Annotated in this window: 19 protein-coding genes; 8 read left to right on the plus strand and 11 right to left on the minus strand. The window is 63.7% G+C overall.

The features are described from left to right. Position 1: 1 nt before the first annotated feature. The 5 genes from EL388_RS12300 (at position 2) to EL388_RS12320 (ending at position 5,732) form a co-directional block, all read left to right on the plus strand. On the plus strand, positions 2 to 1,156 hold the full coding sequence (locus EL388_RS12300) for a glycosyltransferase family 4 protein (RefSeq protein WP_126463681.1): 1,155 nt from the start codon (positions 2 to 4) through the stop codon (positions 1,154 to 1,156). Continuing rightward, the gene (locus EL388_RS12305) at positions 1,146 to 2,351 is read left to right on the plus strand and encodes a glycosyltransferase family 4 protein (protein WP_126463682.1); all 1,206 of its coding nucleotides are present in this window, start codon (positions 1,146 to 1,148) and stop codon (positions 2,349 to 2,351) included. Before EL388_RS12300 ends, EL388_RS12305 begins: the two co-directional genes overlap by 11 nt. 23 nt (positions 2,352 to 2,374) lie before the next feature. Beyond that, a complete protein-coding gene (gene galE / locus EL388_RS12310) occupies positions 2,375 to 3,382 on the plus strand; it encodes a UDP-glucose 4-epimerase GalE (RefSeq protein WP_126463683.1) in 1,008 nt (335 codons plus the stop codon). Between the two features lie 84 nt (positions 3,383 to 3,466). Further along, complete coding sequence (locus EL388_RS12315) at positions 3,467 to 4,045, plus strand: hypothetical protein (RefSeq protein WP_126463684.1); 579 nt, start codon at positions 3,467 to 3,469, stop codon at positions 4,043 to 4,045. A gap of 127 nt (positions 4,046 to 4,172) precedes the next feature. After that, complete coding sequence (locus EL388_RS12320; RefSeq protein WP_126463685.1) at positions 4,173 to 5,732, plus strand: O-antigen ligase family protein; 1,560 nt, start codon at positions 4,173 to 4,175, stop codon at positions 5,730 to 5,732. 359 nt (positions 5,733 to 6,091) lie between these two features. On the opposite strand, the gene EL388_RS12325 is transcribed toward EL388_RS12320, so the two are convergent. The 7 genes from EL388_RS12325 to EL388_RS12355 all read right to left on the minus strand — a co-directional run bounded on the left by EL388_RS12325 (position 6,092) and on the right by EL388_RS12355 (position 15,072). Then, positions 6,092 to 6,733, minus strand: a complete 642-nt coding sequence (locus EL388_RS12325) for a hypothetical protein (protein WP_126463686.1) — start codon at positions 6,731 to 6,733, stop codon at positions 6,092 to 6,094. Further along, positions 6,730 to 7,464, minus strand: a complete 735-nt coding sequence (locus EL388_RS12330; protein ID WP_126463687.1) for a tyrosine-protein phosphatase — start codon at positions 7,462 to 7,464, stop codon at positions 6,730 to 6,732. The genes EL388_RS12325 and EL388_RS12330 overlap by 4 nt, the downstream gene beginning before the upstream one ends. 47 nt (positions 7,465 to 7,511) lie before the next feature. Next, on the minus strand, positions 7,512 to 9,764 hold the full coding sequence (locus tag EL388_RS12335; RefSeq protein WP_126463688.1) for a GumC family protein: 2,253 nt from the start codon (positions 9,762 to 9,764) through the stop codon (positions 7,512 to 7,514). A 72-nt stretch (positions 9,765 to 9,836) separates the two neighbouring features. Next, complete coding sequence (locus EL388_RS12340) at positions 9,837 to 10,439, minus strand: polysaccharide biosynthesis/export family protein (RefSeq protein ID WP_126463689.1); 603 nt, start codon at positions 10,437 to 10,439, stop codon at positions 9,837 to 9,839. Positions 10,440 to 10,541: 102 nt separating this feature from the next. Beyond that, positions 10,542 to 11,948 carry an outer membrane beta-barrel protein gene (locus tag EL388_RS12345; protein ID WP_126463690.1) on the minus strand — a complete coding sequence of 469 codons (1,407 nt, stop codon included), beginning with the start codon at positions 11,946 to 11,948 and terminating at the stop codon, positions 10,542 to 10,544. A gap of 29 nt (positions 11,949 to 11,977) precedes the next feature. Then, a complete protein-coding gene (locus EL388_RS12350) occupies positions 11,978 to 13,096 on the minus strand; it encodes an MraY family glycosyltransferase (protein ID WP_126463691.1) in 1,119 nt (372 codons plus the stop codon). Between the two features lie 29 nt (positions 13,097 to 13,125). Beyond that, entirely contained in the window at positions 13,126 to 15,072 is a 1,947-nt protein-coding gene (locus EL388_RS12355) for an EAL domain-containing protein (RefSeq protein WP_126463692.1), read from the minus strand. Positions 15,073 to 15,360: 288 nt separating this feature from the next. Here EL388_RS12355 and EL388_RS14345 point away from each other — a divergent pair, with 288 nt between their 5' ends. Beyond that, on the plus strand, positions 15,361 to 15,492 hold the full coding sequence (locus EL388_RS14345) for a GDCCVxC domain-containing (seleno)protein (protein ID WP_269470947.1): 132 nt from the start codon (positions 15,361 to 15,363) through the stop codon (positions 15,490 to 15,492). A 39-nt stretch (positions 15,493 to 15,531) separates the two neighbouring features. On the opposite strand, the gene fdxA is transcribed toward EL388_RS14345, so the two are convergent. Beyond that, entirely contained in the window at positions 15,532 to 15,855 is a 324-nt protein-coding gene (fdxA, locus tag EL388_RS12365) for a ferredoxin FdxA (protein WP_126463693.1), read from the minus strand. A 107-nt stretch (positions 15,856 to 15,962) separates the two neighbouring features. On the opposite strand from fdxA, the gene trxA reads away from it, so the two are divergent. Further along, a complete protein-coding gene (trxA, locus tag EL388_RS12370; protein ID WP_126463694.1) occupies positions 15,963 to 16,289 on the plus strand; it encodes a thioredoxin TrxA in 327 nt (108 codons plus the stop codon). Positions 16,290 to 16,395: 106 nt separating this feature from the next. Beyond that, entirely contained in the window at positions 16,396 to 17,655 is a 1,260-nt protein-coding gene (rho, locus tag EL388_RS12375; protein WP_126463695.1) for a transcription termination factor Rho, read from the plus strand. Positions 17,656 to 17,811: 156 nt separating this feature from the next. On the opposite strand, the gene EL388_RS12380 is transcribed toward rho, so the two are convergent. The 3 genes from EL388_RS12380 to EL388_RS12390 are packed head-to-tail and all read right to left on the minus strand — an operon-like array spanning position 17,812 to position 21,921. Beyond that, positions 17,812 to 18,246 (minus strand): hypothetical protein, encoded by a 435-nt coding sequence (locus tag EL388_RS12380; protein ID WP_126463696.1) that lies wholly within the window; start codon positions 18,244 to 18,246, stop codon positions 17,812 to 17,814. A gap of 52 nt (positions 18,247 to 18,298) precedes the next feature. Next, complete coding sequence (locus EL388_RS12385) at positions 18,299 to 20,032, minus strand: ABC-F family ATPase (protein ID WP_476755998.1); 1,734 nt, start codon at positions 20,030 to 20,032, stop codon at positions 18,299 to 18,301. Continuing rightward, positions 19,924 to 21,921 carry a putative bifunctional diguanylate cyclase/phosphodiesterase gene (locus EL388_RS12390; protein WP_126463698.1) on the minus strand — a complete coding sequence of 666 codons (1,998 nt, stop codon included), beginning with the start codon at positions 21,919 to 21,921 and terminating at the stop codon, positions 19,924 to 19,926. Before EL388_RS12390 ends, EL388_RS12385 begins: the two co-directional genes overlap by 109 nt. Positions 21,922 to 21,924: the final 3 nt, after the last annotated feature.

Raw genomic sequence — 21,924 nt, forward strand, 5'->3', positions numbered from 1 at the left:
CTTGAAAAAAATCGTCTTTGTCGAGAGCTACCCCCACGTACTGTTCGGCCAGCAGCGTACCTTGCTTTCCCTACTCGATGCCTGCCCCGTCGCCGGCATCGAACCCTTGGTCGCGGCAACGGCAGAAGGCCACTTGGTGGACGAGGTGCGGCGGCGCGGCATACCGGTAACCATTTTGCCTTACCCCGAATTGTTGTCTTCCTATGGTGGTGCCATTTATCGATATCGTGGCTGGCGTTACCTGCGCATGCTGGCGCAATGGGCCCGTTATCTGCTGTCGCTTCGACGCGCGCTCAGGCGGCTGGATGTCGCCGGTGTGTATTGCAACGACATGCGCGGCCTGTTGACGGCGGGGCTGGCGGCCCGCTCGCTCGGCCTGCCGGTACTGACCTGGGACAAGCTGGACAAGCCGCACGGCTGGCTGGATTGGCTGCAACTGCCCCTGGTCTGCCGCAACCTGATCATTTCCGATGCCGTCCTGAAAAAATACCCGGCTTGGCAGAAGCGGCTGTTTCGCCGCCGGATTCACAAGGTCTCCGAGGGTGCCGATCTCAAGCGCTTCGACCAGGCTGTATCCATTCGCCATAAACTGCCTGGCGAAGCGGACGACGTGTTGCTGGCGATCGTGGGCAGCATCACCCCGCGCAAGGGCCACGACCGGATTTTTTCCCTTTGGCCGGATCTGATCGCGGCCTGTCCAAACGTGCGATTGCTGGTTATCGGCAAGCCCTCGGGCAGCGCGGAGGATGTCCGTTTTCTCGACGGCCTGCCGAACCGGACGCATCCACGCATCCATTTTTTGGGCATGCGCGACGACGTGCCGAATCTGATGCGCTCCACCGATGCGCTGTTGGTGCCCTCCCGTCAGGAAGGCATGGGGCTTGTCGTTGTCGAGGCCATGGCGGCCGGGGTGCCGGTGATTGGGGCGAATGCCGGCGGCATCCCCGAGGTGGTGGTGGACGGCGAAACGGGTCTGATCGTCGAGGGCGACGACCGCGCCGGCTGGCTGGCGGCGATTGCCCGGCTGGCCGGCTCGCCGGAATTGCGCACGCGCATGGGGGTAGCCGGGCGACGGCGTGTCGAGTGTGAATTCAACCGGCCGGTACAGATGGCCAAGGTGCTGCGGCATTGTTTGGAGATGACCGATGGCCACTGACAACCGGGCTGGTGCCGGCTTGAGCAGCAGGCGTATCCGCATCGTCCACCTGCAACTGCTGCCCTTGATGAGCGGTGTACAGCGAGTGAGTCTGGACGAATTGACTCGGCTAGACCGCAATCGCTTCGAACCCTTTGTGATCTGCAAGGAAACCGGGCCTTTCACCGAGGCCCTGGTGCGTGCCGGCATCCCGTTTTTCCTGGTGCCGGAACTGGTGCGAGAGATTTCACCGCGCCAGGATTGGCTGGCGCTGCACAAACTGACCCGGCTGTTTCGCGAACAGCGCTTCGATATCGTGCATACCCATTCCTCCAAGACCGGCATCTTGGGCCGCCTGGCCGGCCGCCTGGCCGGCGTGCCGGTGGTGATGCACACCGTGCATGGCTATGCCTTCCCGGCCGCCCGCAATGCCTTTCAGTTTTGGCTGTATCTATTGCTGGAATGGCTGGGTGCACGGATTACCGATGCCCTGATCTTGCTGAAACGGGAAGATGCGGAGCTGGCCGCCAAGCGTTTGCAGGTGGCCGCAGACCGGCTCCACCTGGTTCCCAACGGTGTGGACGTGTTGCATTACGTACCGCGCGGCGAGGCCGAGCGCAACTTGATTCGGCAAGGACACCTGGGAGTCACTGCGGATTGTGTGGCAATCGGCATGGTCGGCCGTTTGTGGCACCAGAAGAACCCCGACTGTTTTGTCCGCGCGGCGATCAGGCTGTTGCGCAGTGGTCATGACCAGGCCCGATTTTTTTTGATCGGCGACGGTGAACTGAGGCCCAGTTTGGAGGCGCGCCTCCAGGAGGTTGGTTGCGCAGATAGGATTCGCATCCTCGGCTGGCAGGACGATGTGGCCGGTCTGCTGGCCGGATTGGATATCTTCGTCTTGCCCTCCCGCTGGGAAGGTCTGTCTCTGGCGATTCTTGAAGCCATGTCGAGCGGATTGCCGGTGGTCGTGTCGGATATTCCGGGCAATCGGGATCTGGTCAATGTGGGCGTCGATGGCTACGTTTTTCGGCCGGATGACGATGCCGATCTGGCGGCCAAATTGGCAAGCCTGATCGCGGATGCCGATCTGCGGCGGCGTTTCGGGACAAACGGTCGGCGCAAGGTGACCGACCGCTTTACCCTGGCCGACCGCATCGACAAAATTGAACGCATCTATCTTCAATTGCTTGAACGGAAAGCCGCGCTTGGCTGAGCCTTCTTGACGATGGGTAGACTATGAAAATTCTGGTTACCGGCGGCACGGGCTATATCGGCTCCCACACCGTGGTGGAATTGCTGGCAGCGGGTTACGAGGCGGTCATAGTCGACAACCTGTGCAACAGCAAGGCCGACGTGCTCAACCGGATCGAGCGCATTGCCGGCCACAGGCCGGACTTCATCCAGGCCGATGTCCGCGACAGGGCGGCCATGCGCGACCTATTCAAGGCGCATCGCTTCGACGCTGTCATCCACTTCGCCGGGCTCAAGGCGGTGGGTGAAGCCGAGGCCCAGCCGTTGCGCTACTACGACAACAATGTGACGGGCAGCCTGGTCTTGTTTGAGACCATGATGGATGCGGGCGTCAAGACCGTGGTCTTTTCTTCCTCGGCCACGGTGTATGGCGAGCCTGCGAGCAATCCGATACGGGAGGATTTCCCGCTCGCCCCGGCCAATACCTATGGCCGGACCAAGCTGATGATCGAGGACATGCTACGCGATCTGCACCGTTCCGATTCTGACTGGCGCATCGGCCTGTTGCGCTACTTCAACCCGGTAGGTGCACACGACTCCGGCCTGATCGGCGAAGACCCGAACGGCGTCCCCAACAACCTGATGCCCTACATTGCCCAGGTGGCTGCCGGCCGGCTGCCGCAGCTCACAGTTTACGGCGGCGATTACGCCACACCGGACGGGACGGGGGTGCGCGACTATATCCATGTGATGGATTTGGCGCTGGGACACTTGGCCGTTCTGCGTCATCTGGCCTGCACACCCGGCTTGGCGACAGTGAACCTGGGTACCGGCCAGGGCCATAGCGTGCTGGAGATGGTGCACGCATTCGAGCGGGCAAGTGGCAGGGCCATTCCATACCAAATCGCCGAACGTCGGCCCGGCGATATTGCTGCCTACTATGCCGACCCCGGCCTGGCCGAAAGACTCTTGGGCTGGAAGGCGGCACGGGGCATAGCGGAGATGTGCGCCGACACCTGGAAATGGCAGATGAATCAGCATTCAGATTATTAATAACGTCTTATGTTTCATTGACATACCCTTGCCAGCAGTGCTACTTTGGCACCAGAAACTACACGCACGCGTAGGGGTTGCATCATGAAAAATCGGCTCAAGCACACTTTGCTCGCTGCCGCCTTGGCCGGAAGCTTTTCCGCCTACGCCGCATTCCAACCGGGCATGGGTATGGCCCAAGTGGAGAATGAAATCCAGCAGCGCATGCAGCAGGGGCAGGATTTGGCCACCATCATCAGCGCTGCCGCCGCCGCCGGCATCACCCCCAGCACCCTGACTTCGGCGCTGATCACCCAAGGCTTTCCGCCCGGCCAGGTGGTGACCTCGATGATCGCCGCCGGCATGCCGGCCAACCCGGTCGTCGCAGCCGCCATTTCTTCCGGCGCCCCTGCCGATGCCGTGATCCAGGCCGCCATCACGGCGGGTGCCCCGGCGCAGAGCGTGATGCAAGCCGCAGTTTCCACCGGCGCCATCACCCCGCAGGCTGCCATGCAGGTCGCCATCGCATCCGGCGTGGACCCGACGACGATCACCCCGCCGACTGCTGCCGGCCCTGCAGGTCCGACCGGCCCAACCGGCCCGACCGGGCAGCCGGGTGCCCCCTTCAGCTTCACGCCGCCGCCGGCAGGCGGTGGCGGCGGTGGAACTGCCAGCCCGAGCTAAGCGGCACATCGATTTGAAATGGCAGCCTGCGCTGCCATTTTTTTTGAGCCTGTTTGATTTGATTTCTTGGATGCCGGATCAAGTCCGGCATGACGAATCGAAAACATAGGCGTCTCTACGTCAGCCCATGCCCCCAGTCACCACCACAGCGCATTCCACTGCCCACATCCCCGACCAGTGGGTCTACTACGGCCTGCTGGGGCTGCTGGTTTGGGCCCCGCTGCCCCTGGCCAGCAACCGTATCTGGGCGGTGGGGATTCTGCTGGCCTGGGCGCTGGCCTTGCTGGCCGGCGCCATTTATAGCTGGCGCCATCACCCGTCTCTGGCCCTGAGCCGGCTGCGGGATTTTCGCTGGCCGCTCATGCTGCTGGGCGCCTATGTGCTGCTCACCCAATTGCAAAGCCTGCCCTTGCCGGGGGCGTGGCTGGCCGCGCTGTCTCCGGAAAGCTATCGCGTGCAGTCGGCGGCCGGCCTGGCCGAGGCCGGCCTGGCCTATCGCCTCAGTATCGACCCGTATCACAGCCGGCTGTATGCCAGCCTGAGCGTGGTCTACTTCATCGCCTTCCTGGTCGCCGCGCTCACCCTGCGCCAGAGCCAGCGCATCGAGCGCCTGGCCGAGGTGCTGGTATGGTGCGGCCTTGCCCATGCCGTGCTGGGCGCGGTGCTGTATTCCTTCGAGGCCCAGTACCGCTTGTTCTTCACCGAGGTGTCGCATGACAAGGTGATCGGCACCTTCGTCAACCGCAACCATTTCGCCGGCTATATGGAGTTGTGCCTGGCAGTCGGCATCGGCCTCATGCTCAGCCGGCTGGGCAACGGCAGTGCCGGCAGCCAGGGCTGGCGCCATCGGCTGGTCGCCGCCCTGCGTTTTCTCATCAGCCCCAAGATGCGCCTGCGCCTGATGCTGGTGATCATGGTGATCGCCCTGGTGCTCACCCGCTCGCGCATGGGCAATACGGCCTTCTTTTCAGCGATGCTGATCGTCGGCGTGATCGCGCTCATCCTCTCGCGCCGCATGGCCCCGGCCACGCTCGGGCTGATCGCCAGCCTGGTGATCATCGACATCTTCATCATCGGTACCTGGGTGGGGGTGGAGAAGGTGGTGCAGCGCATTCAGAACACGCCCTTGCTGGCCGAGACCGGCGAAACCGGCCTGCCTGAGGCGGAGCCCGCGCAAACCGGTCGAGCGGCAGCCGCGATCAAGCCGCCCACCCTGTCCATGCGCGAGCAGTCCCTGGAGGAACGCGCGGTGCCGGCGGCCTACAGCCTGGGCCTGATCCGGGACTTTGCCGCGTTCGGCAGCGGTGGCGGCAGTTTTTACAATGCCTTTTCCCGCTACCGGCCGGCCGAGATCGACCTGTTCTACGACCACGCCCACAACGACTACGCCGAGATCGCGGCCGACACCGGCGTGCTGGGCTTGCTCTTGCTGGGTGGCGTTACGCTGCTGGCGGCGGGCCGGGCGCTGTGGGTGCTGGCCAGGCGCCGCTCGCCCCTCGCGCGCGGCATGGCCTTCGCGGTGCTGATGGCGATCGTCGCCCTCGCCATTCACAACACGGTGGATTTCAATCTGCAGATTCCGGCCAATGCGCTGACTTTTACTGTCATTCTGGCCATGGCTTGGTGCGTGGCGCTGCTGCCGCGGGGCAGCCACAAACATGCGCTGGCTCCGGCGAGCCCGGCCTGATCTGGCCCCGGGGGTATTATTCTCTTTGCACAGCCCATCATTTTGGGTCTGCTCTGGTTGACTGAAAATCGTCCCCTCCCCTGCCCTCCCCATAAATGGGGAGGGGGCATTTGAGCAGATGCTCACAAATGAAAGTGGCGAGGCCCCTGCCCTCACCATGAATGGGGGGCATTTGGTACCGGCCCGAGACTCCTCCCCTTTCATGAGGCAGACTCGGAAGGGGCTCAAACCCAGCTCAGCCACGTCCCCTCCCCCATTTATGGGGGAGGCTGGGAGGGGCTCAGGCCCAGCTCAGCCATGTCCCCTCCCCCATTTATGGGGGAGGCTGGGAGGGGGAGCATTTACGTTTTGTCCCCCCCTCAAGGGTAGTCTGCCACGCCATGCCGCCTGGCGATGGCGACCAGCTGTTTTTGCAATGTCGGCAGTGCCCGGGCATGGGCGGCGCGCAGGGCCGCCTTGCGTTCAGGACTGAGCGTGCCCCAGCGCGCCAGACCTATCTCGGCCAGGCCGGTTTGCACGGCCGGCTCGTTCTGGCCGTAGGCCATGGCCAGGTCGAAGGCCTGCCACAGCTCGGGCCCTGACTCGCCCAGATAGTGCCGGGCCAGGGCGATGTTGGCCCAGGTGTGGGGCGACATCGGCCGCCGCAGGCTGGCCTGGCGGTAATACGTCAGGGCCTGCTGCAAAAGCGGCCGTGCCAGGTCGGGCACGGCCAGGGCGCGGTAGGCCCGCAGGGCATAGAGGAAACCCAAGTCGTCGTAGAGCTGCGGGTTGTCCGGGGTGAGGGCCAGCGCCTGTTGCAGGTCGTCCCGAGCATTGCGCCATTTTTCGATCTCGGCCGGCAGGTCTTCGCCATCGCGCCATTGGCCGATCTGCCAGCGCGCCTTCAGGGTGAAGGCATCGGCCAGCGCGGCGCGCCCGCCGTGATAGGCGGAAACGACGGCGACCAGCAGACCGAGGCCGAGCAGCGCCCAGGCCAGGGGATGACGGCGGGCACGGTTCATGCGCCGCCTCGCTCCGGCAGGCCGAGAATGCGGGCCGGCCGGTCATATACCATGCGCTGGGCCAGGTCGGCACCCAGCAGGTGGCTGACGGCCTCGAAGCCGGCGCTCAGGTTCGGCGGCCGGTGCTTGCAATTGTGGGCATCGGTCGCCAGCACCCAGACCCACTCCTGTTCCAGCAGATAAAGCGCGGTCTTCTGCGCCGTCTCGCCGAACTGGCCGACGAAGGAACCCGCCGTGAGCTGCAGCCAGCAGCCCATGTCGACGAAGGGCCGGATCCGCTCCGGATTCTGCATCGCCATCTTGTTGCGCTCGGGGTGGGCGATCAGGGGACGAATCTTCAACTCGAGCAGCTTGTCGACGAAGGCCTCGCTGCCGACGGGGATGAGCTGGTGCGGGAATTCGAGCAGCAGGATGCGGTAGCCATCGACCTCGCCCAGGAAAGGCACCTCTTCTCGCAAAATCAACTCGAACGATTCCGGCTCCAGCCGCATCTCGCCGCCCAGGCGAATCTCGAGTGGAATTTTTCTCAACTGCAACAATTCATGAAACGCCTCGAATTCCTGGCGTAGCGAGCTGCGGGTGTTGCTGTAGCGGGTCGGGTGGACATGGGGCGTCAGCACCGACAGCCGGATGCCGTCGGCCACCGCCATTTCCGCCAGGTCGACGGCCTCGTGCACCGTCTGCGGGCCATCGTCGACGCCGGGGATGAAGTGGCAATGCAGGTCGATCATGGCAGCGTCAGGGCAGGCCGGCAACAGCCCGGCCGTTCACGCGGAAATCAGGCCGGCGTTTTGTCGCTGCCGTAGGCACTGCTGTAGGCGCTGCCATAGGCGCTCTTGTAGTCATACTTGCTGTAGCCCGAATAGTCGCCGTAATACTTCTCGGCATGCTCGAAATCGAACTGATTGAGCACGATGCCTAGGATTCGGCCGCCAGCCCGCTCGCTGCGGGCCAGGCCTTTGCGCACCAACTGATAGGGGGTGGCGTTGGCCTTGGTGACGTAGATCACGCCGTTGGCCTGCTCGGCCAGCACCATGGCATCGGAAACCAGTTCGACCGGCGGCGAGTCGATGACGATGATGTCGAACACCTGCTGCAGCCGGGCCAGCGCGTCCCTGAATTTCTGCGACAACAGCAGCTCCAGCGGATTGGGCGGGATGGTGCCGGCACCGAGCACAGCCAGGTTTGTGCCGGCCACCATGTGCACGCACTCCTTCAACTCGGCCGCACCGGAGACGAAGTTGGACAGGCCCTTGCTGCCGGGCGCCAGGTTCAGCCGCTTGGCCACGGTCGGCCGGCGCATGTCGGCATCGAGCAGCAGGGTCTTCTTGGTTTGGGCGTGGGCCAGCGCCAGGTTGATGGCGAAGGTGGTCTTGCCCTCGCCCGGCAGGCTGGAGCTGATCACCAGCACCCGGCTCGGCGCATCCAGGGCGGAGAGCAGCACACCGGTACGGGCGGTGCGGATCGCCTCGGCATAGACCGAATCGGGCTCGTCGGTGAAGACGTGCGAGGTGCGCTCGGCATCGTTCTTGGCCAATATCGGCAGGGTGGTGAGCAGGGGGTGCTTGAGCTTGGTCTCGACATCCTCGGTGGTCTTGAGGGTGTTGTCCAGGCGGTCGAGCACGAGCGAAGTGAGCGCCCCCCCCAGCAGCCCGAGCATGCCCGCCACCAGGACGATCAGCTGCTTCTTCGGCTTGACCGGGGTATTGCTCACCACGGCAGGGTCGACCACGCGCGCGACCGCGGTTTGCAGATCGCCTGCGACATGCGTCTCCTTGGCTCGCTTCATGAACATGTCGTACATTTGGCGGTTGGCCTCGACCTCGCGCTCCAAGGCGCTGAGTTGGAATTCCTTGCGGTTGACGCTCTGCACCGCGCCGCGTGCCTGGCTGACGATGCCTTCCAGGGTGCGCTCGGTAGCCTTGGCCGCTTCGTATTCCCGGGTGACGCTGGCGACCACCGTGTCGACCCGGCGCTGCACGTTCTCCCGGGCCGCCTGCAATTCCGCCTCGGCCTGCACGATCTTGGGGTGCTCCCGGCCGTAGCGCTGGGAGAGCTCGGACAGCTTGCGCTCGGCATCGGATTCCTGGCGCTTGGCCTCGGCCACGATGGGGTTGCGCAGCACCGCCGGCAAGGCGCTGAGGTCGGTGTTCCGGTCGGCATTCCGGATCTGGTTGTAGGCGCTTTCGGCCTCGGCCCGGCGCACCCGGGCATCGATCAAGCGCTGCATGGCCCCGGCGATCTGGATGCCGGCCCCGCTTTGCGCGGCCTGTTCCGCCACCACCATGCCGGTGCGGTCACGGTATTCCTGCAGGGCCCGTTCCGAGGCGGTCAGGCTTTCGCGCAACGCCCCCAGGCGTTCCTGCAGCCAGGCGCTGGCCTGATTCGTCATCTGGAAGCGGGTTTCCAAATCGTTCTCGATATAGACCCGGGCCATGGTGTTGGCGGCGCGCGCCGCCAGCTCCTTGTCCTCGTTCTCGACGCTGATCTTCACCAGTTGGCTCAAGCGCACCGGTTCGATGGACACCTGGCTGGCGAATTTCGGGTAGATCGCCGCCGCGAGGGTGGCCTCGTTCCAGACCGGTTCTTTCCCTTCACTGGAGAAGCCGATGGCTTCGAGCAGGCCCTGGATCGCACCGGTCTTCTTTTGACGCGGGTCGTATTCCGGCCGCTCCCAGAGTTTGAGCTTGGCAATGGTCTTCAGGGCGACTTCGCGCGACTTGAGGATCTCGACCTGGGTCTGGAAGTGCTCCCGGTTCTGGGAAACGCCGCTGTAGACGTCCTCGATCGAGACGACTTTGCTTTTGTCGGCCTCGATCAGCAGGGTGACGGTGGAGCGGTAGATCGGGGTCATGACGAAGGCGATCACCGCCGCCACCACGGCGACCGACAGGGCGAAGCCCAGGATGGGCCATTTGCGCTTGGCGATGCTGCGCCAGTATTCGAGCAGATCGAGTTTGTCCTCGTCGGCCGGCGCTTCGTCGACGAAAACCGGGTTCGCCCCGGTCTCACGTGTGCTGGCTGCATTCATCTGGCGCAACTCTCTATGACAGGCGATTCAATATGACGCGGACCCGGCCAGGTTTGGGCCGGCCGCGCGCGATCAGAAAAAGCTCTCTTCCACGGTGATGATGTCGCCCGGATTGACCGCGGTGTTGAGGTCGACTTTTTGCGGGCGCTGCGTGGGATCGCCCTCGCGGATGATGAAGATCTTCTGCAGGGAGGCCCGTTCCCTGAAGCCGCCGGCGATGGAAGCGGCCTTGCGCACGGTAAGACCGGGCTGGAAGGGATAACCGCCGGGCTTGAACACCATGCCGTTGATGTAGAAAGGCCGGTATTCCTCGATCTGCACCGAGACCCGGGGATTGACCAGATAACGGCCGCGCAGGCCTTCGGTGATCTTGCGCTCCAGATCGCCCACCGTGAGACCGGCGATCTGGATTTCGCCCAGCACGGGATACGGCACGGTGCCGGCATCGGTCAGGCGGATCTTCTGCTTGCTGAGGTCTTCCTCGCCGAACACGATAATGCTGATCAAATCGCCCGCCCCCAGCTTGTAGCTCGAGGCGTAGGTGCTGGCAAAGGCCTTCTCGTCGGCGGCATTGCCCGCTTGCGCCGCGTCCTCCTGGGCTTGGGCCAGGCCAAGGAATGAGGTGCAAAGCAAAGCAATGCCGAGAAGAAAACGTATCGCGGCTGCCTGATTCATAAGCGTTTCACACCTTCCTGCTGCGGCGGGGGAGGCCCATTGTGCGCTCCACACCGCTCAAGAGCCAGCACCGGGGCAGCGGGTTCCCGGGCGCCCTTGTCGTTATAGCGTGCCTTCCAGCGTCAACATGGTGACATTGCGGGTGAAGTCGTTGCTGTTGATGTTGGAATCGCGCTTGGCGTGGCTCCAGTCCAGGCCGACCTGCAGCCAGCGGCGCCACTGGTACATGATGGCCACGCCGTAACTGGTGGTCTTGTCGCTGCGGGTGCTGGCGCCGCCATAGTCCGAATTCAAGCGCCCGAGGTTGACGCGGGTGCCCAGATAGCCGCTCCACATATGGTTCCAGGCCAGGCTGTAGTATTTGTTGAGGATGTAGTCGCCCTGGCCGGTCGAATCCGAGGTGGATTTGGAGGTGGTCAGGTCGAACGCGGTATAGGTCAGCGGCTGCCAGCGGATGGTGCCTTCCCAGCTGCTGCCCGAGAAGTCCTGGCGGCTGGGGCTGTCGAATTTCTTCTCCAGCCGGCCGACCTTGAAGATGCCGGTGGTGGCGGCGGTCGCCTCCCAGGTGGCGCCGATATAGTAGCGGCGCTCATTGTTGTCGTTGGTCGAGGTAGAAAGCTTGTAGTCGGCCTCGGTATCGCGCGCCTCGACCAGGACCGAGGTCTTGGGCGCCACGCGGTAGAAGAAGCGGCCGGCCAGATTGCGCAACTCGACGTCGGACTCCCGCGTCGCCGCCCGGTTGTTGTCGTAAGTCTTGTCCTGCAGGCTGGCCTCGACCTCGATCCGCCCCTGCGCGCCCTTGGCGCCGTAGGCGAACATGGCGCGGGCGATCGGCGAATGCCACTTGTCCGGCGCGACGCTGACACCACGGTCGGTCGAACCGCGCGGGTCGGTGCGCTCGATGTAGCCGATGCCCCAACCCAGGGCCGCGCGGCTGGTGAAGACGTTGTCGCCGGCCAGTTGCAGATCGTGGTGGTCGAAGTCGTCGGCCGAGCTGTCCTGGTAGCGAGTGAAGTTGCCGGCATAGCTGGCGGTGTAGCGGTCGCCGCGGGTCTTGATCTCGGCCACCACCTGCGGGCGCAGGGAATAGAAGGTGGAGTCGATCTCGTTGGTATTGGCACCGGTGACGTTGTCGTTGTTACCCAGGTTCAGGCCCAGGCCGGGGTAGATGAAGACGCCGCCCGCGACGATGGGGGCGCCGCGCACCGGGGTGGTCATGCCGACACCGACCACCTCACCGCCGAAACCACCGCCGATGCCGGCCGCCTCATAACCGGGCGTGAAGGCCGCCTGGGCCGCACCGGTGGAGGTATCGAACAGGCCGCCACCGCCGACGCTGGGGGCGGGCGGTACGCCGCCGGCCGGGGTCGTTGCAGACTCACCCTGTGCAGACTGGGCGGGCTGAGCCGGCTGCGCAGCGGCCTCTTCGGCGGCCTGAACGCTCGGCAGCCAGGCCATCAGGGCGGCCATGAGCAGGGTGGGACGGAATGCGCAGGACTTCACTTTCATCGAAACGCCCTTTCAATCTTGAATACGGCTTAAGAACTCTTCACCCGGATATTATTATTTTTCAGTCGGTTACACCCCGGTGGCGGGAACCCTGTGGTGGGGTCCACGGCCAATCTGGCCTGAATCCACCTAAGTAAAACTACATACCCGGCAAATACTAGCAAAAATCCCAGGTACATCCCATGGGCCGGCCAGTGCAGCCAGAACTCGTTGGCCAGTCCGAGGGCGATAAAGCCACAGTGCACGACCAGAACCAGCGGCACCACTCGGCTGACGGGCATGCCCAATCCCATCAGCAGATGGTGCAGATGTTCGCGATCGGCCGCGAAGGGGTTTCTGCCCCGGCAGAGCCGCTTGCCGGTCATGCGCACGGCATCGAACAGGGGAATGGCCAGTAGCCACAAGGCGGTGACCGGCTGCATCAATCCCGTCGAGGGGCTGGCGAAGGTGACGGCATACCAGGCCAGGACGAAACCCAGAAACAGGCTGCCGGCGTTGCCCAGGAAGATGGCGGCCTGGCTACGCCAGGGGGTGCGCAGGTTGAAGCCCAGGAACACCACTAGGGTAGCGGCCAGCAACAAAATCAATTCGGCTTGCCCGGCCAGCCCCGCCGACTGGGCAATGACAGCGAAGCCCAACAAGCTGGCTAGGCCAAGCGCGCCTGCCAGCCCATCAATGCCATCAATCATGTTTATGGCATTGATGACCCCGATGACGCCGAAGACGGTGAAGGGCACGGCCGCCCAGCCCAATTGGACGTAGCCGAAACCGAACAGATCACCCAGATCGGTCAACAGCCCGCCGGCCCAATAGACCATCATCAATGCCCCTGCGATCTGGATGATGAACTTCGGCCTCGAGCCGAATTCCCGCATGTCGTCCAACACGCCGGTTGCCAGGAGCATGGCGCTGGCCAGCCAGAAGGCCGGCGAGACAGCCGGCCAATAACCGCCGATGCCGGCGCTGATGAAAAAGCCAAGGGCCAAGGCGATACCGCCGACGACCGGGGTCTGCTGCTTGTGCTGCTTGTGGCCGTGAGGGGTATCGAGCAAGGACAGACGCTTGGCGAACCTGGCCAGCAGCAGGATGAACAGTGCCGTGACGACACCGGCCAACAGGGCCAGTTGCCAAGGCGGGTGCGGGATCATGGCGTCCGCCGATTTTCAGTGACCGGGCTTCAAATACGCTCGGGCTTGCCGAAATAGTAGCCCTGCGCGCCGTCGACCTGATTCTCCTTCAGCGTGGCCACCAGTTCCTCGTCCTCCACATGCTGGGCGATGACCGTGGCGTCGAGTGAGCGCGCCAGGTGCACGATGGCCTTGAGCACCATGCGGCTGTCTTCGTTGTGGGGCAACTCGCGCACCAGACCGCCATCCAGTTTCAGATAGTCCGGCGGGAATTGCCGCAGTGCATTGGGCGACTGCGGATCGAGGCCGAAATGGTCGATACCGAATTGGGCGCCATGCTCGCGCAACAGCGAGATGAAGCGCTGTGTCGCCTCCTTATCGCGGGTACAGGCGAATTCGGTCATCTCGAAGGCCAGCCGGTGCGCCTGCGGCCCCAACTGCCGCAACTGGTTCGAGAGCCAGCCCAGGAAATCATCGTCGGCAACCCCCTGGGCGGAGACGTTGACCGCCAGCCGACCCATGTCGCTCTCCGCATTGGCGAGCAGACCAAGAGTCAGGGTGACCAAGGCACGGTCGATCCGCACCATGAACTGGTGACGCTGCGCCATGGGCAGGAAATGCGCGGCAGGAATCAGATTGCCCTGGGCGTCGAGCAGACGGGCGACGACTTCGTGATGCATGGGCGAGCGATCCGCCAGATTGACCACCGGCTGCGCCAGCAATACCCAGCGCTCTTCTTCCAGCGCGCTCTGGATGATCATGCGCCAGCTATAGGAACCCATGGACGTCGCGACCGGCAGGTCATCGCCCAGAACCCGGACCATGTTCTGGCCGGATTGCCGTGCCGTCTCCATGGCCAGGTCGGCCCGGCCGAGGATCTGACTATGGGCCTCACCGCTGTGGAAATAGGCCACGCCGATGCTGTAGAAGACGTGGTGGAAGGCCTCGCTGTGAACCAGGACGGCATTGACCTTTTCCTGCAAGGCCTTGTTCAGCGCTTCGCACTCCACCTTATCCAGATCAAGACAGAGAAAGGCGAAGGTGGAACCGCCCATGCGCGCCATGATCGCGGCGCGCTCGCCCAAGGCCTCGCGGGCGGCATGAGCGATCACGGCGAGCAGGCTGTCGCCCCGGGGGTAACTGTATTCGGTGTTGTACTGGTCCAGGCCGTCGAGGTGGAGCATGATCAGGACGCCGCCGGCATAGCCGTAGTCGGCTTGCAGCACCTGACTCAGCCGCAGATAGAAGCTGCGCCGGTTGTCCAGATGCGTCACCTCGTCCTCGTAGGCCTCCTTGCGGTACCGCTCGGCCCGCGCGGTCTCTTCGTCGAGAATCGCCGCAACCCGTTGCGACAGATCGTTCATCGCCACCACCACCCGTTGCAGTTCGCGCGCCTTGGGGATGTCGCCGATCCGTTCGAAACGCTTTTGGCCGATCGCCAGCGCGGTCCGCTCGATATTGAGCAGCGGCTCCAGGATCACCCGCAGCAGGATGCGGGTGGCCAGCAGCGTCAACAGGTAGATGCCGAAGATCCACCAGAACATGCCGACCGTGTTTTGCCACAGATGCTGATAGGCGATGGTCGGTTGGCTGACGACGATGATCTTGCCGATCTGGCGCCAGCCTGCCGTGAGAAAGGCTTCGCCTGCCGGGGTCTTCAATGGGAACAGGGTGGTGAACCAGGCCGGCACCCCCTCGATGCGGGCCGGCAATTCCCGGCCGACCAAGCGGGCTCCACCGGTTGAGAGTATGGCGATCTGCTGGAAATAACCCCGATCGAATACGGCGGCAATCTGGGTTTCGGCCAGAACCCGGTCGTCCTTGGCCATCGCCTCGCCCAACACCCGGGTCAGTGCCGTTGCGGTGTCCTGGGCATGTGAGGCCAGCTGCTGCTCGAGGTAGTCGCGCGTCGCATTCACGGTCACCAGCAGCAAGCTGCCGCAAATGAGCAGAAAAACGATGGACAGACCGAAGAACAACTGCCGCCGTAGGGTCATTTCAACCTCTATATCTATATATTGTTTATTGACGCCACCCCCGCCCCCTGAGCCGGATCGGCCAGGTCCGCGCCTCTTGGTGCCCGGTACCCGCCTGAGTGGTCAAACAAGACTATATCCGTAAACCCGTAATCTGATGAATAGTATAGGCAGCATGCCGCAGAACAGCGGCTTTCCCATGCATGCGCCCCGATGACCTTCCCTATTCCCGACTCGACCCTGATTAGCCCGCATTGCGGCCACAGCAAAACCGAGCGTATGCCAACCGAGCCTGCCAAGGTTCTATGAATGCACGCATTGCCACCGGGTTTGCGGCCCAAGCCCGGCCATTGCCGCGTGTTCTGTTCCTATGGCACGGGGCCCTGCCCACCGATCCAGCAGGAGCGAGGAAACAGCGGCCGCCAGTGTGGCCGGCCATAAAAAAACCCGGCCTGGGCCGGGTTTGCTGGGGCTGCGCGCTTAGCGCTGGAGCAGGTCTCCCTTGCCGGGCTTGCCCAGCCAGGCATCGGCGTCGGGCAAGGCATCCTTCTTCTCGACGATCACCGGCCAGGCCTTGGCCAGATCGGCGTTGATCTGGATATAGCGGCGCTGATCCTCCGGCACGTCGTCCTCGGCGAAAATCGCCTCGGCGGGGCATTCGGCCACGCACAAGGTGCAATCAATGCATTCTTCCGGGTCGATCACCAGGAAGTTGGGGCCTTCGTGGAAGCAGTCGACCGGGCAGACATCGACGCAATCCGTGTATTTACAGTTGATGCAGTTCTCGGTAACAACGTAAGTCATGGTGCCTTTCCCAGCTTGGGCTTTTGGATTAGGATAGCGGCAAAAATCCGCTTTGGCCATTGTACCCCCAGCCAACTACCCACACGAATTCATTGACGAGGTCCGTAATGAGCGAGCATATCCACTATGTAACCGACGACACCTTCGAGCAGGAGGTGCTGCAATCCCCGCTGCCCGTGCTGGTCGACTACTGGGCGGACTGGTGCGGCCCGTGTAAGATGATCTCCCCGATCCTGGACGAGGTGGCCAAGGAATATGCCGGCCGGGTCAAGGTCTGCAAGCTGAACATCGACGAGAACCAGCAGACCCCGCCGAAATACGGCATCCGCGGCATCCCCACCCTGATGGTGTTCAAGAACGGCAGCGTCGAGGCGACCAAGGTCGGTGCCCTGTCCAAGTCCCAGTTGACCGCCTTTGTTGACAGCAACATCTAAATTTCGCTAGTCTGTAACCGCCTGGCTCGACCGAGCCGGGCGATTCCCCGCCAAAAACCCGAATTTCCCCGCCGCTTCCGGCATTCCGTACGTCTCTAGGGTCGTCATGCATCTTTCCGAACTCAAACAATTGCACGTCAGCCAACTCCTCGAAATGGCCGAGGCGTGCGAGATCGACAACGCCAACCGCATGCGCAAGCAGGAGCTGATCTTCGCCCTGCTCAAGCACAAGGCCAAGAAGGGCGAGAGCATCCACGGCGACGGCGCCCTGGAAGTGCTGCCCGACGGCTACGGCTTCCTGCGTTCGCCCGACACCTCGTATCTGGCCAGCCCGGACGACATCTACGTCTCGCCCAGCCAGATCCGCCGCTTCAACCTGCACACCGGCGACACCATCGAGGGCGAGATCCGCACCCCGAAGGACGGCGAGCGCTATTTCGCCCTGACCAAGCTGGACAAGGTGAACGGCGAGCCGCCCGAGGCGCTCAAGCACAAGATCATGTTCGAGAACCTCACGCCCTTGTTCCCGAACGTGCCGTTCAAGCTGGAGCGCGACATCAAGGCCGAGGAGAACATGACCGGCCGCATCATCGACATCATCTCCCCCATCGGCAAGGGCTCGCGCGGCCTGATCGTGGCCCCGCCGAAGTCGGGCAAGACGGTGATGATGCAGCACATCGCCCACGCCATCGTCAGCAACCACCCGGAGGTCATCCTGATCGTGCTCTTGATCGACGAGCGGCCGGAGGAAGTGACCGAGATGCAGCGCACCGTGCGCGGCGAGGTAGTCGCCTCCACCTTCGACGAGCCGGCCAGCCGTCACGTGCAGGTGGCCGAGATGGTGCTGGAAAAGGCCAAGCGCCTGGTCGAGGCCAAGAAGGACGTGGTCATTTTGCTCGACTCCATCACCCGCCTGGCCCGCGCCTACAACACCGTGGTGCCGGCCTCGGGCAAGGTGCTCACCGGCGGCGTCGACGCCAACGCCCTGCAAAAGCCCAAGCGCTTCTTCGGCGCCGCGCGCAACATCGAGGAAGGCGGCTCGCTCACCATCCTGGCCACCGCCCTGGTCGATACCGGCAGCCGCATGGACGACGTGATCTACGAGGAGTTCAAGGGCACCGGCAACATGGAGATCCACCTCGACCGGCGCATGGCGGAAAAGCGGGTCTACCCGGCGATCAACGTCAACCGCTCCGGCACCCGCAAGGAAGAACTGCTGCTCAAGCCGGAGATCCTGCAAAAGGTCTGGGTGCTGCGCAAGCTGCTGTATCCGATGGACGACCTGGAGGCGATGGAGTTCTTGTCCGACAAGATCCGGGCGACCAAGTCGAATGCGGACTTCTTCGACAGCATGCGCCGGGGCTGATCCCGCAAATCGCCCCATCCCGAAGGGTTGCCGTCAGAAACGGCGTCTGCCGCGTTGCGGCGCTTGGCAATGGAACGACCATTGCCCACGCACCACACCTTGCATCCATCCGTTTCTGACGGCAACGCGCTCCACAGGATTTTGTGAGACAGGCTCTTACTTCGCGGCGATGAAATCGAAACGCCCATCCGGCAACTCCTTGAAGCTGCCGACATGCCTGCCCAGGTCGTCCGGTTTGCGGGCGAAACGCTGGATCCGGCAACTGGCGGTGCTGATGGCGTAATAGGCCTGGTTCAGTTCGGCGATGTGGATCGGCTCGACGTATTCCTGCGGTGGGTAATACAGTTCGATCGCCGCTCTGCGCGGCACGTTTTCGATGCGCAGCGCCTCCACGCAGTCCGGCATGCGGTGCGCGATCAGGTCGATGTTGACCGTGTCCTGCCAGAACCAGTTCTGGTCCCGGCTGACGCCAATGTAGTGGTCGCGCCCCTCGATGACATACATGGCCCGGTCGTAGAGGCAGCCGGACAGCGACAGCGCCAGGGTCGCGATCAGGCCGGCTCGTAGCAGATGGCGTTTGTTCCGGGACATATCACCCTCCTTGCAGCGCAAGCCTAACTGCAGGCCGGCGCAGGGACAAGCCTTATTCCAGCCCCTGGCTGGCCAGGTAATCCTCGTAGTTGCCGTCGTACACCACGTGGCTGCCATCGATCTTGAGCTCGATGATCTTGTTGGCCAGGGAGCTGACGAACTGGCGGTCGTGCGAGACGAACAGCACCGTGCCCTCGAACTTCTCCAGGCCCAGGTTGAGCGATTCGATCGACTCCATGTCGAGGTGGTTGGTCGGCTCGTCCAGCACCAGCACGTTGCCGCGCTGCAGCATCAGCCGGCCGAACAGCATGCGCCCCTGCTCGCCGCCGGAGATCACCCGGACCGGCTTTCTCACGTCGTCGCCCGAGAACAGCAGGCGGCCGAGGATACCGCGGATGACCTGGTCGTCGTCGCCCGGCTGGGCGTAGTCCTTCAGCCAGTCGAACAGCGGGGTGTCGCCGGCGAAGTCGGCGGCGTGGTCCTGGGCGAAATAGCCGATTTTGGCATTCTCCGCCCACTTGATCTCGCCCGCCTGCGGCGGCAGCTCGCCGATCAGGGTGCGCAGCAGGGTGGTCTTGCCCACGCCGTTCTCGCCGATGATGGCCACCTTGTCGCCGGCATCGACCACGAAGTTGAGGTTCTTGAACAGCGGCGCATCGTAGCCGGCCTGCAGCTTCTGCACCTCCACCACCCGGCGGTAGAGCGGCTTTTCCTGCTCGAAACGGATGTAGGGGTTCTGCCGCGAGGAAGGCTTGACGTCCTCGACCTTGAGCTTGTCGATCATCTTCATCCGGCTGGTGGCCTGACGCGCCTTGGACTTGTTGGCGCGGAAACGGCGGACGAACTCCTCCAGCTCGGCGACCTTCTCCTTGGCCTTGGCGTTGGCCGCGATCTGGCGTTCGCGCGCCAGGGTCGAGGCCTCCATGTAGTCGTCGTAGTTGCCCGGATAGACGCGCAGGGTCTGATAGTCGAGGTCGGCCATGTGGGTGCAGACCGAGTTCAGGAAGTGGCGGTCGTGCGAGATGATGATCATGGTGGAGTTGCGCGCGTTCAGCACATGCTCCAGCCAGCGGATGGTGTTGATGTCGAGGTTGTTGGTCGGCTCGTCCAGCAGCAGGATGTCCGGGTCGGCGAACAGGGCCTGGGCCAGCAGCACGCGCAGCTTCCAGCCGGGCGCCACCTCGCGCATGGGGCCGTTGTGCCGCTCGGTCGGGATGCCCACCCCCAAGAGCAGCTCGCCGGCCCGGGCCTCGGCGTCGTAGCCGCCCAGCTCGCCGAATTTGGCCTCCAGCTCGGCGGCGTGCAGGTAGTCCGCCTCCGTCGCCTCGGGGTTCATGTAGATGGCGTTCTTCTCTTCCTGGATCTGCCACAGCTCGGCATGGCCCATGAGCACCACGTCGAGCACGCGCATCTCCTCGTAGGCGAACTGGTCCTGCTTGAGGTAGGCCATGCGCTCGCCCGGGTCGATGCTGACATTGCCGCCGGTCGGCTCCAGCACGCCGGCCAGGATCTTCATGAAGGTGGATTTGCCGCAACCGTTGGCGCCGATCAGGCCGTAACGGTTGCCCTCGCCGAACTTGACGGAGACGTTTTCGAACAGGGGCTTGGCCCCGAACTGCATGGTGAGATTGGAAACGGTGAGCACAACGAAGCCTTCAAACGAATTGAAGGCGCATTTTACCCGAGGGCGGTGTGGTCCGCCTGCGGCCGGTCCAGATGGTAGCCCTGGACCATGTCGACGCCGAATTCCTGCAAGACCTGCAGGGTGGCCTCGTCCTCCACGCATTCGGCGACCGAGCTGACCCCGAGGCCGCGGGCCATCTCCAGCATCGCCCGCACGAACACCTGGCTTTGCTCATCGTGTGCCAGGTCGCGGATGAACATGCCGTCGATCTTGATGGTGTCGACCACGATGTGCTTGAGATAGGCAAAGGAAGCGAAGCCGGCGCCGAAGTCGTCGAGGCAGATGCGGCAGCCGAGTTCGCGCAACTCGCGAATGAAACGCTCGGCATCGATCAGGTCGGACAGGGCGGCGGTCTCGGTCAGCTCCACCATGAGCCGCCTCGGCTCCACATCGTGCGCTTTCAATTGCTCGGCGATATAACGCGGCGTATCCGGATCGTCGAAGGTACGGCCGGAGACGTTGATCGCAATCGGCGGCATCGCCGGATTGCGCTGCAACTGGCGGATGCACTCGCGGATGACCCAGCGATCGATCTCCACGATCTGGCCGCTGCGCTCGGCGACGGGGATGAAGAAGTTGGGCAGCACCAGCTGGCCGGCCCGCTCGTCCCGCATGCGTAGCAAGGCCTCGAGATGGACCAGGCGGCGCTCGGGCATGGCATAGATGCCCTGGAACAGCAGGCTGAACAGGCCGGCCTCCAGCGCCACGCTGATCCGCTCCCGCCAGGTCAGTACCGCCAGGTTGGCCTCGATCGAGCCGCGCTCGGGCCGGTACATGCGCCAGTTGTTCTTGCCCATCTGCTTGGCCTGGTACATGGCGGCGTCGGCATAGGCCAGCAGGGTCTCGGGGTCGCTGGCATGGGTCGGGAATAGCGCCACGCCCAGGCTGCAGGACAGGCGCAGCAGCTGGCCGCCGGCCTCGAAGCGCATATTGCCCAGCGCGGTGACGATGCGCGAGGCCAGGGCCGTCACCTCGGCCTCGGTCGTCGAGTGGGTGATCAGCACGAACTCATCGCCACCCAGCCGGCAGAAGGTCTCGTTGCGCCGCACCAGCTGGCCGATCTCACTGGCCACCTTGACCAGCACCAGATCACCCACTTGATGACCGAAGCTGTCGTTGATCAGCTTGAACTCATCCAGATCGAACAGCAGCAGGGCGCCCTCGCGCCGGTCACGGGCGGCGATGTCGAGCCGGCGTTGCAGTTCGCGCCGGAAATAATGTCGGTTGTAAAGGCCGGTCAGGCTGTCGCGTTCGGCCAGGAACAACAAATGATTCTGGGACTCCCGGAGTTCCGCCTCGCGCTCGTTCAAGGCCTTGGCCATACAGTTGAAGGCGAACACCAGGCGACCCACCTCGTCCTGGCCGGCGACAGGCAAGCTCACGTCGAATCGACCCTGGGCCACCGCCTCGGCCGCCCCGGTCAGACCATGCAACTGCCGGGTCAGCCAAACCATGACCGCCGTCAGCAACAGCAGGGAGAGCAATATCAACAGACCGGCAATGGCCAGGCTCTGCACCATGGCCTCGTCCTTGGCGTCGTGCAGAAATCGGGTGCTGACGCCAAAACGCAGGATACCCAGGCGCTGGCCAGCCAGGGTGACCGGCATGGCCGTATCGTAGATGCCGTCGCCGCCATCCTGGCCGATATCGGAATCCAGCTGGGGCAGGCGCCGCCCCCAGCTGAAGCCCGATTCGGCAAACCGTTGCCCGCGGCCATCCAGCAGCAACAGATAGTCCAGGCCGCTGTTGCGTCGGGTGTCGTCCAGGATATCCTTGGCTACGGCGTAATCGCTCTGGACCAGGGGCCCGGCCAGGGCCACGTTGAGCAGGGCGGAAACCTCGCGCAGGCGCAGGTTGGCCTGTTCGCGCAGATGCAGCTCGACATCCTGGATGTGGCTGTAGACGAGAAAACCCAGCAGCAGCGATTGCACCAGCAGGGTCATGGCGACCAGCCTGACGCGGAGCGAGTGAAACAGGGAAACCGTGCGCATGGC

Source organism: Sulfuritortus calidifontis (genome assembly GCF_003967275.1).
Taxonomy (GTDB): Bacteria; Pseudomonadota; Gammaproteobacteria; order Burkholderiales; family Thiobacillaceae; genus Sulfuritortus; species Sulfuritortus calidifontis.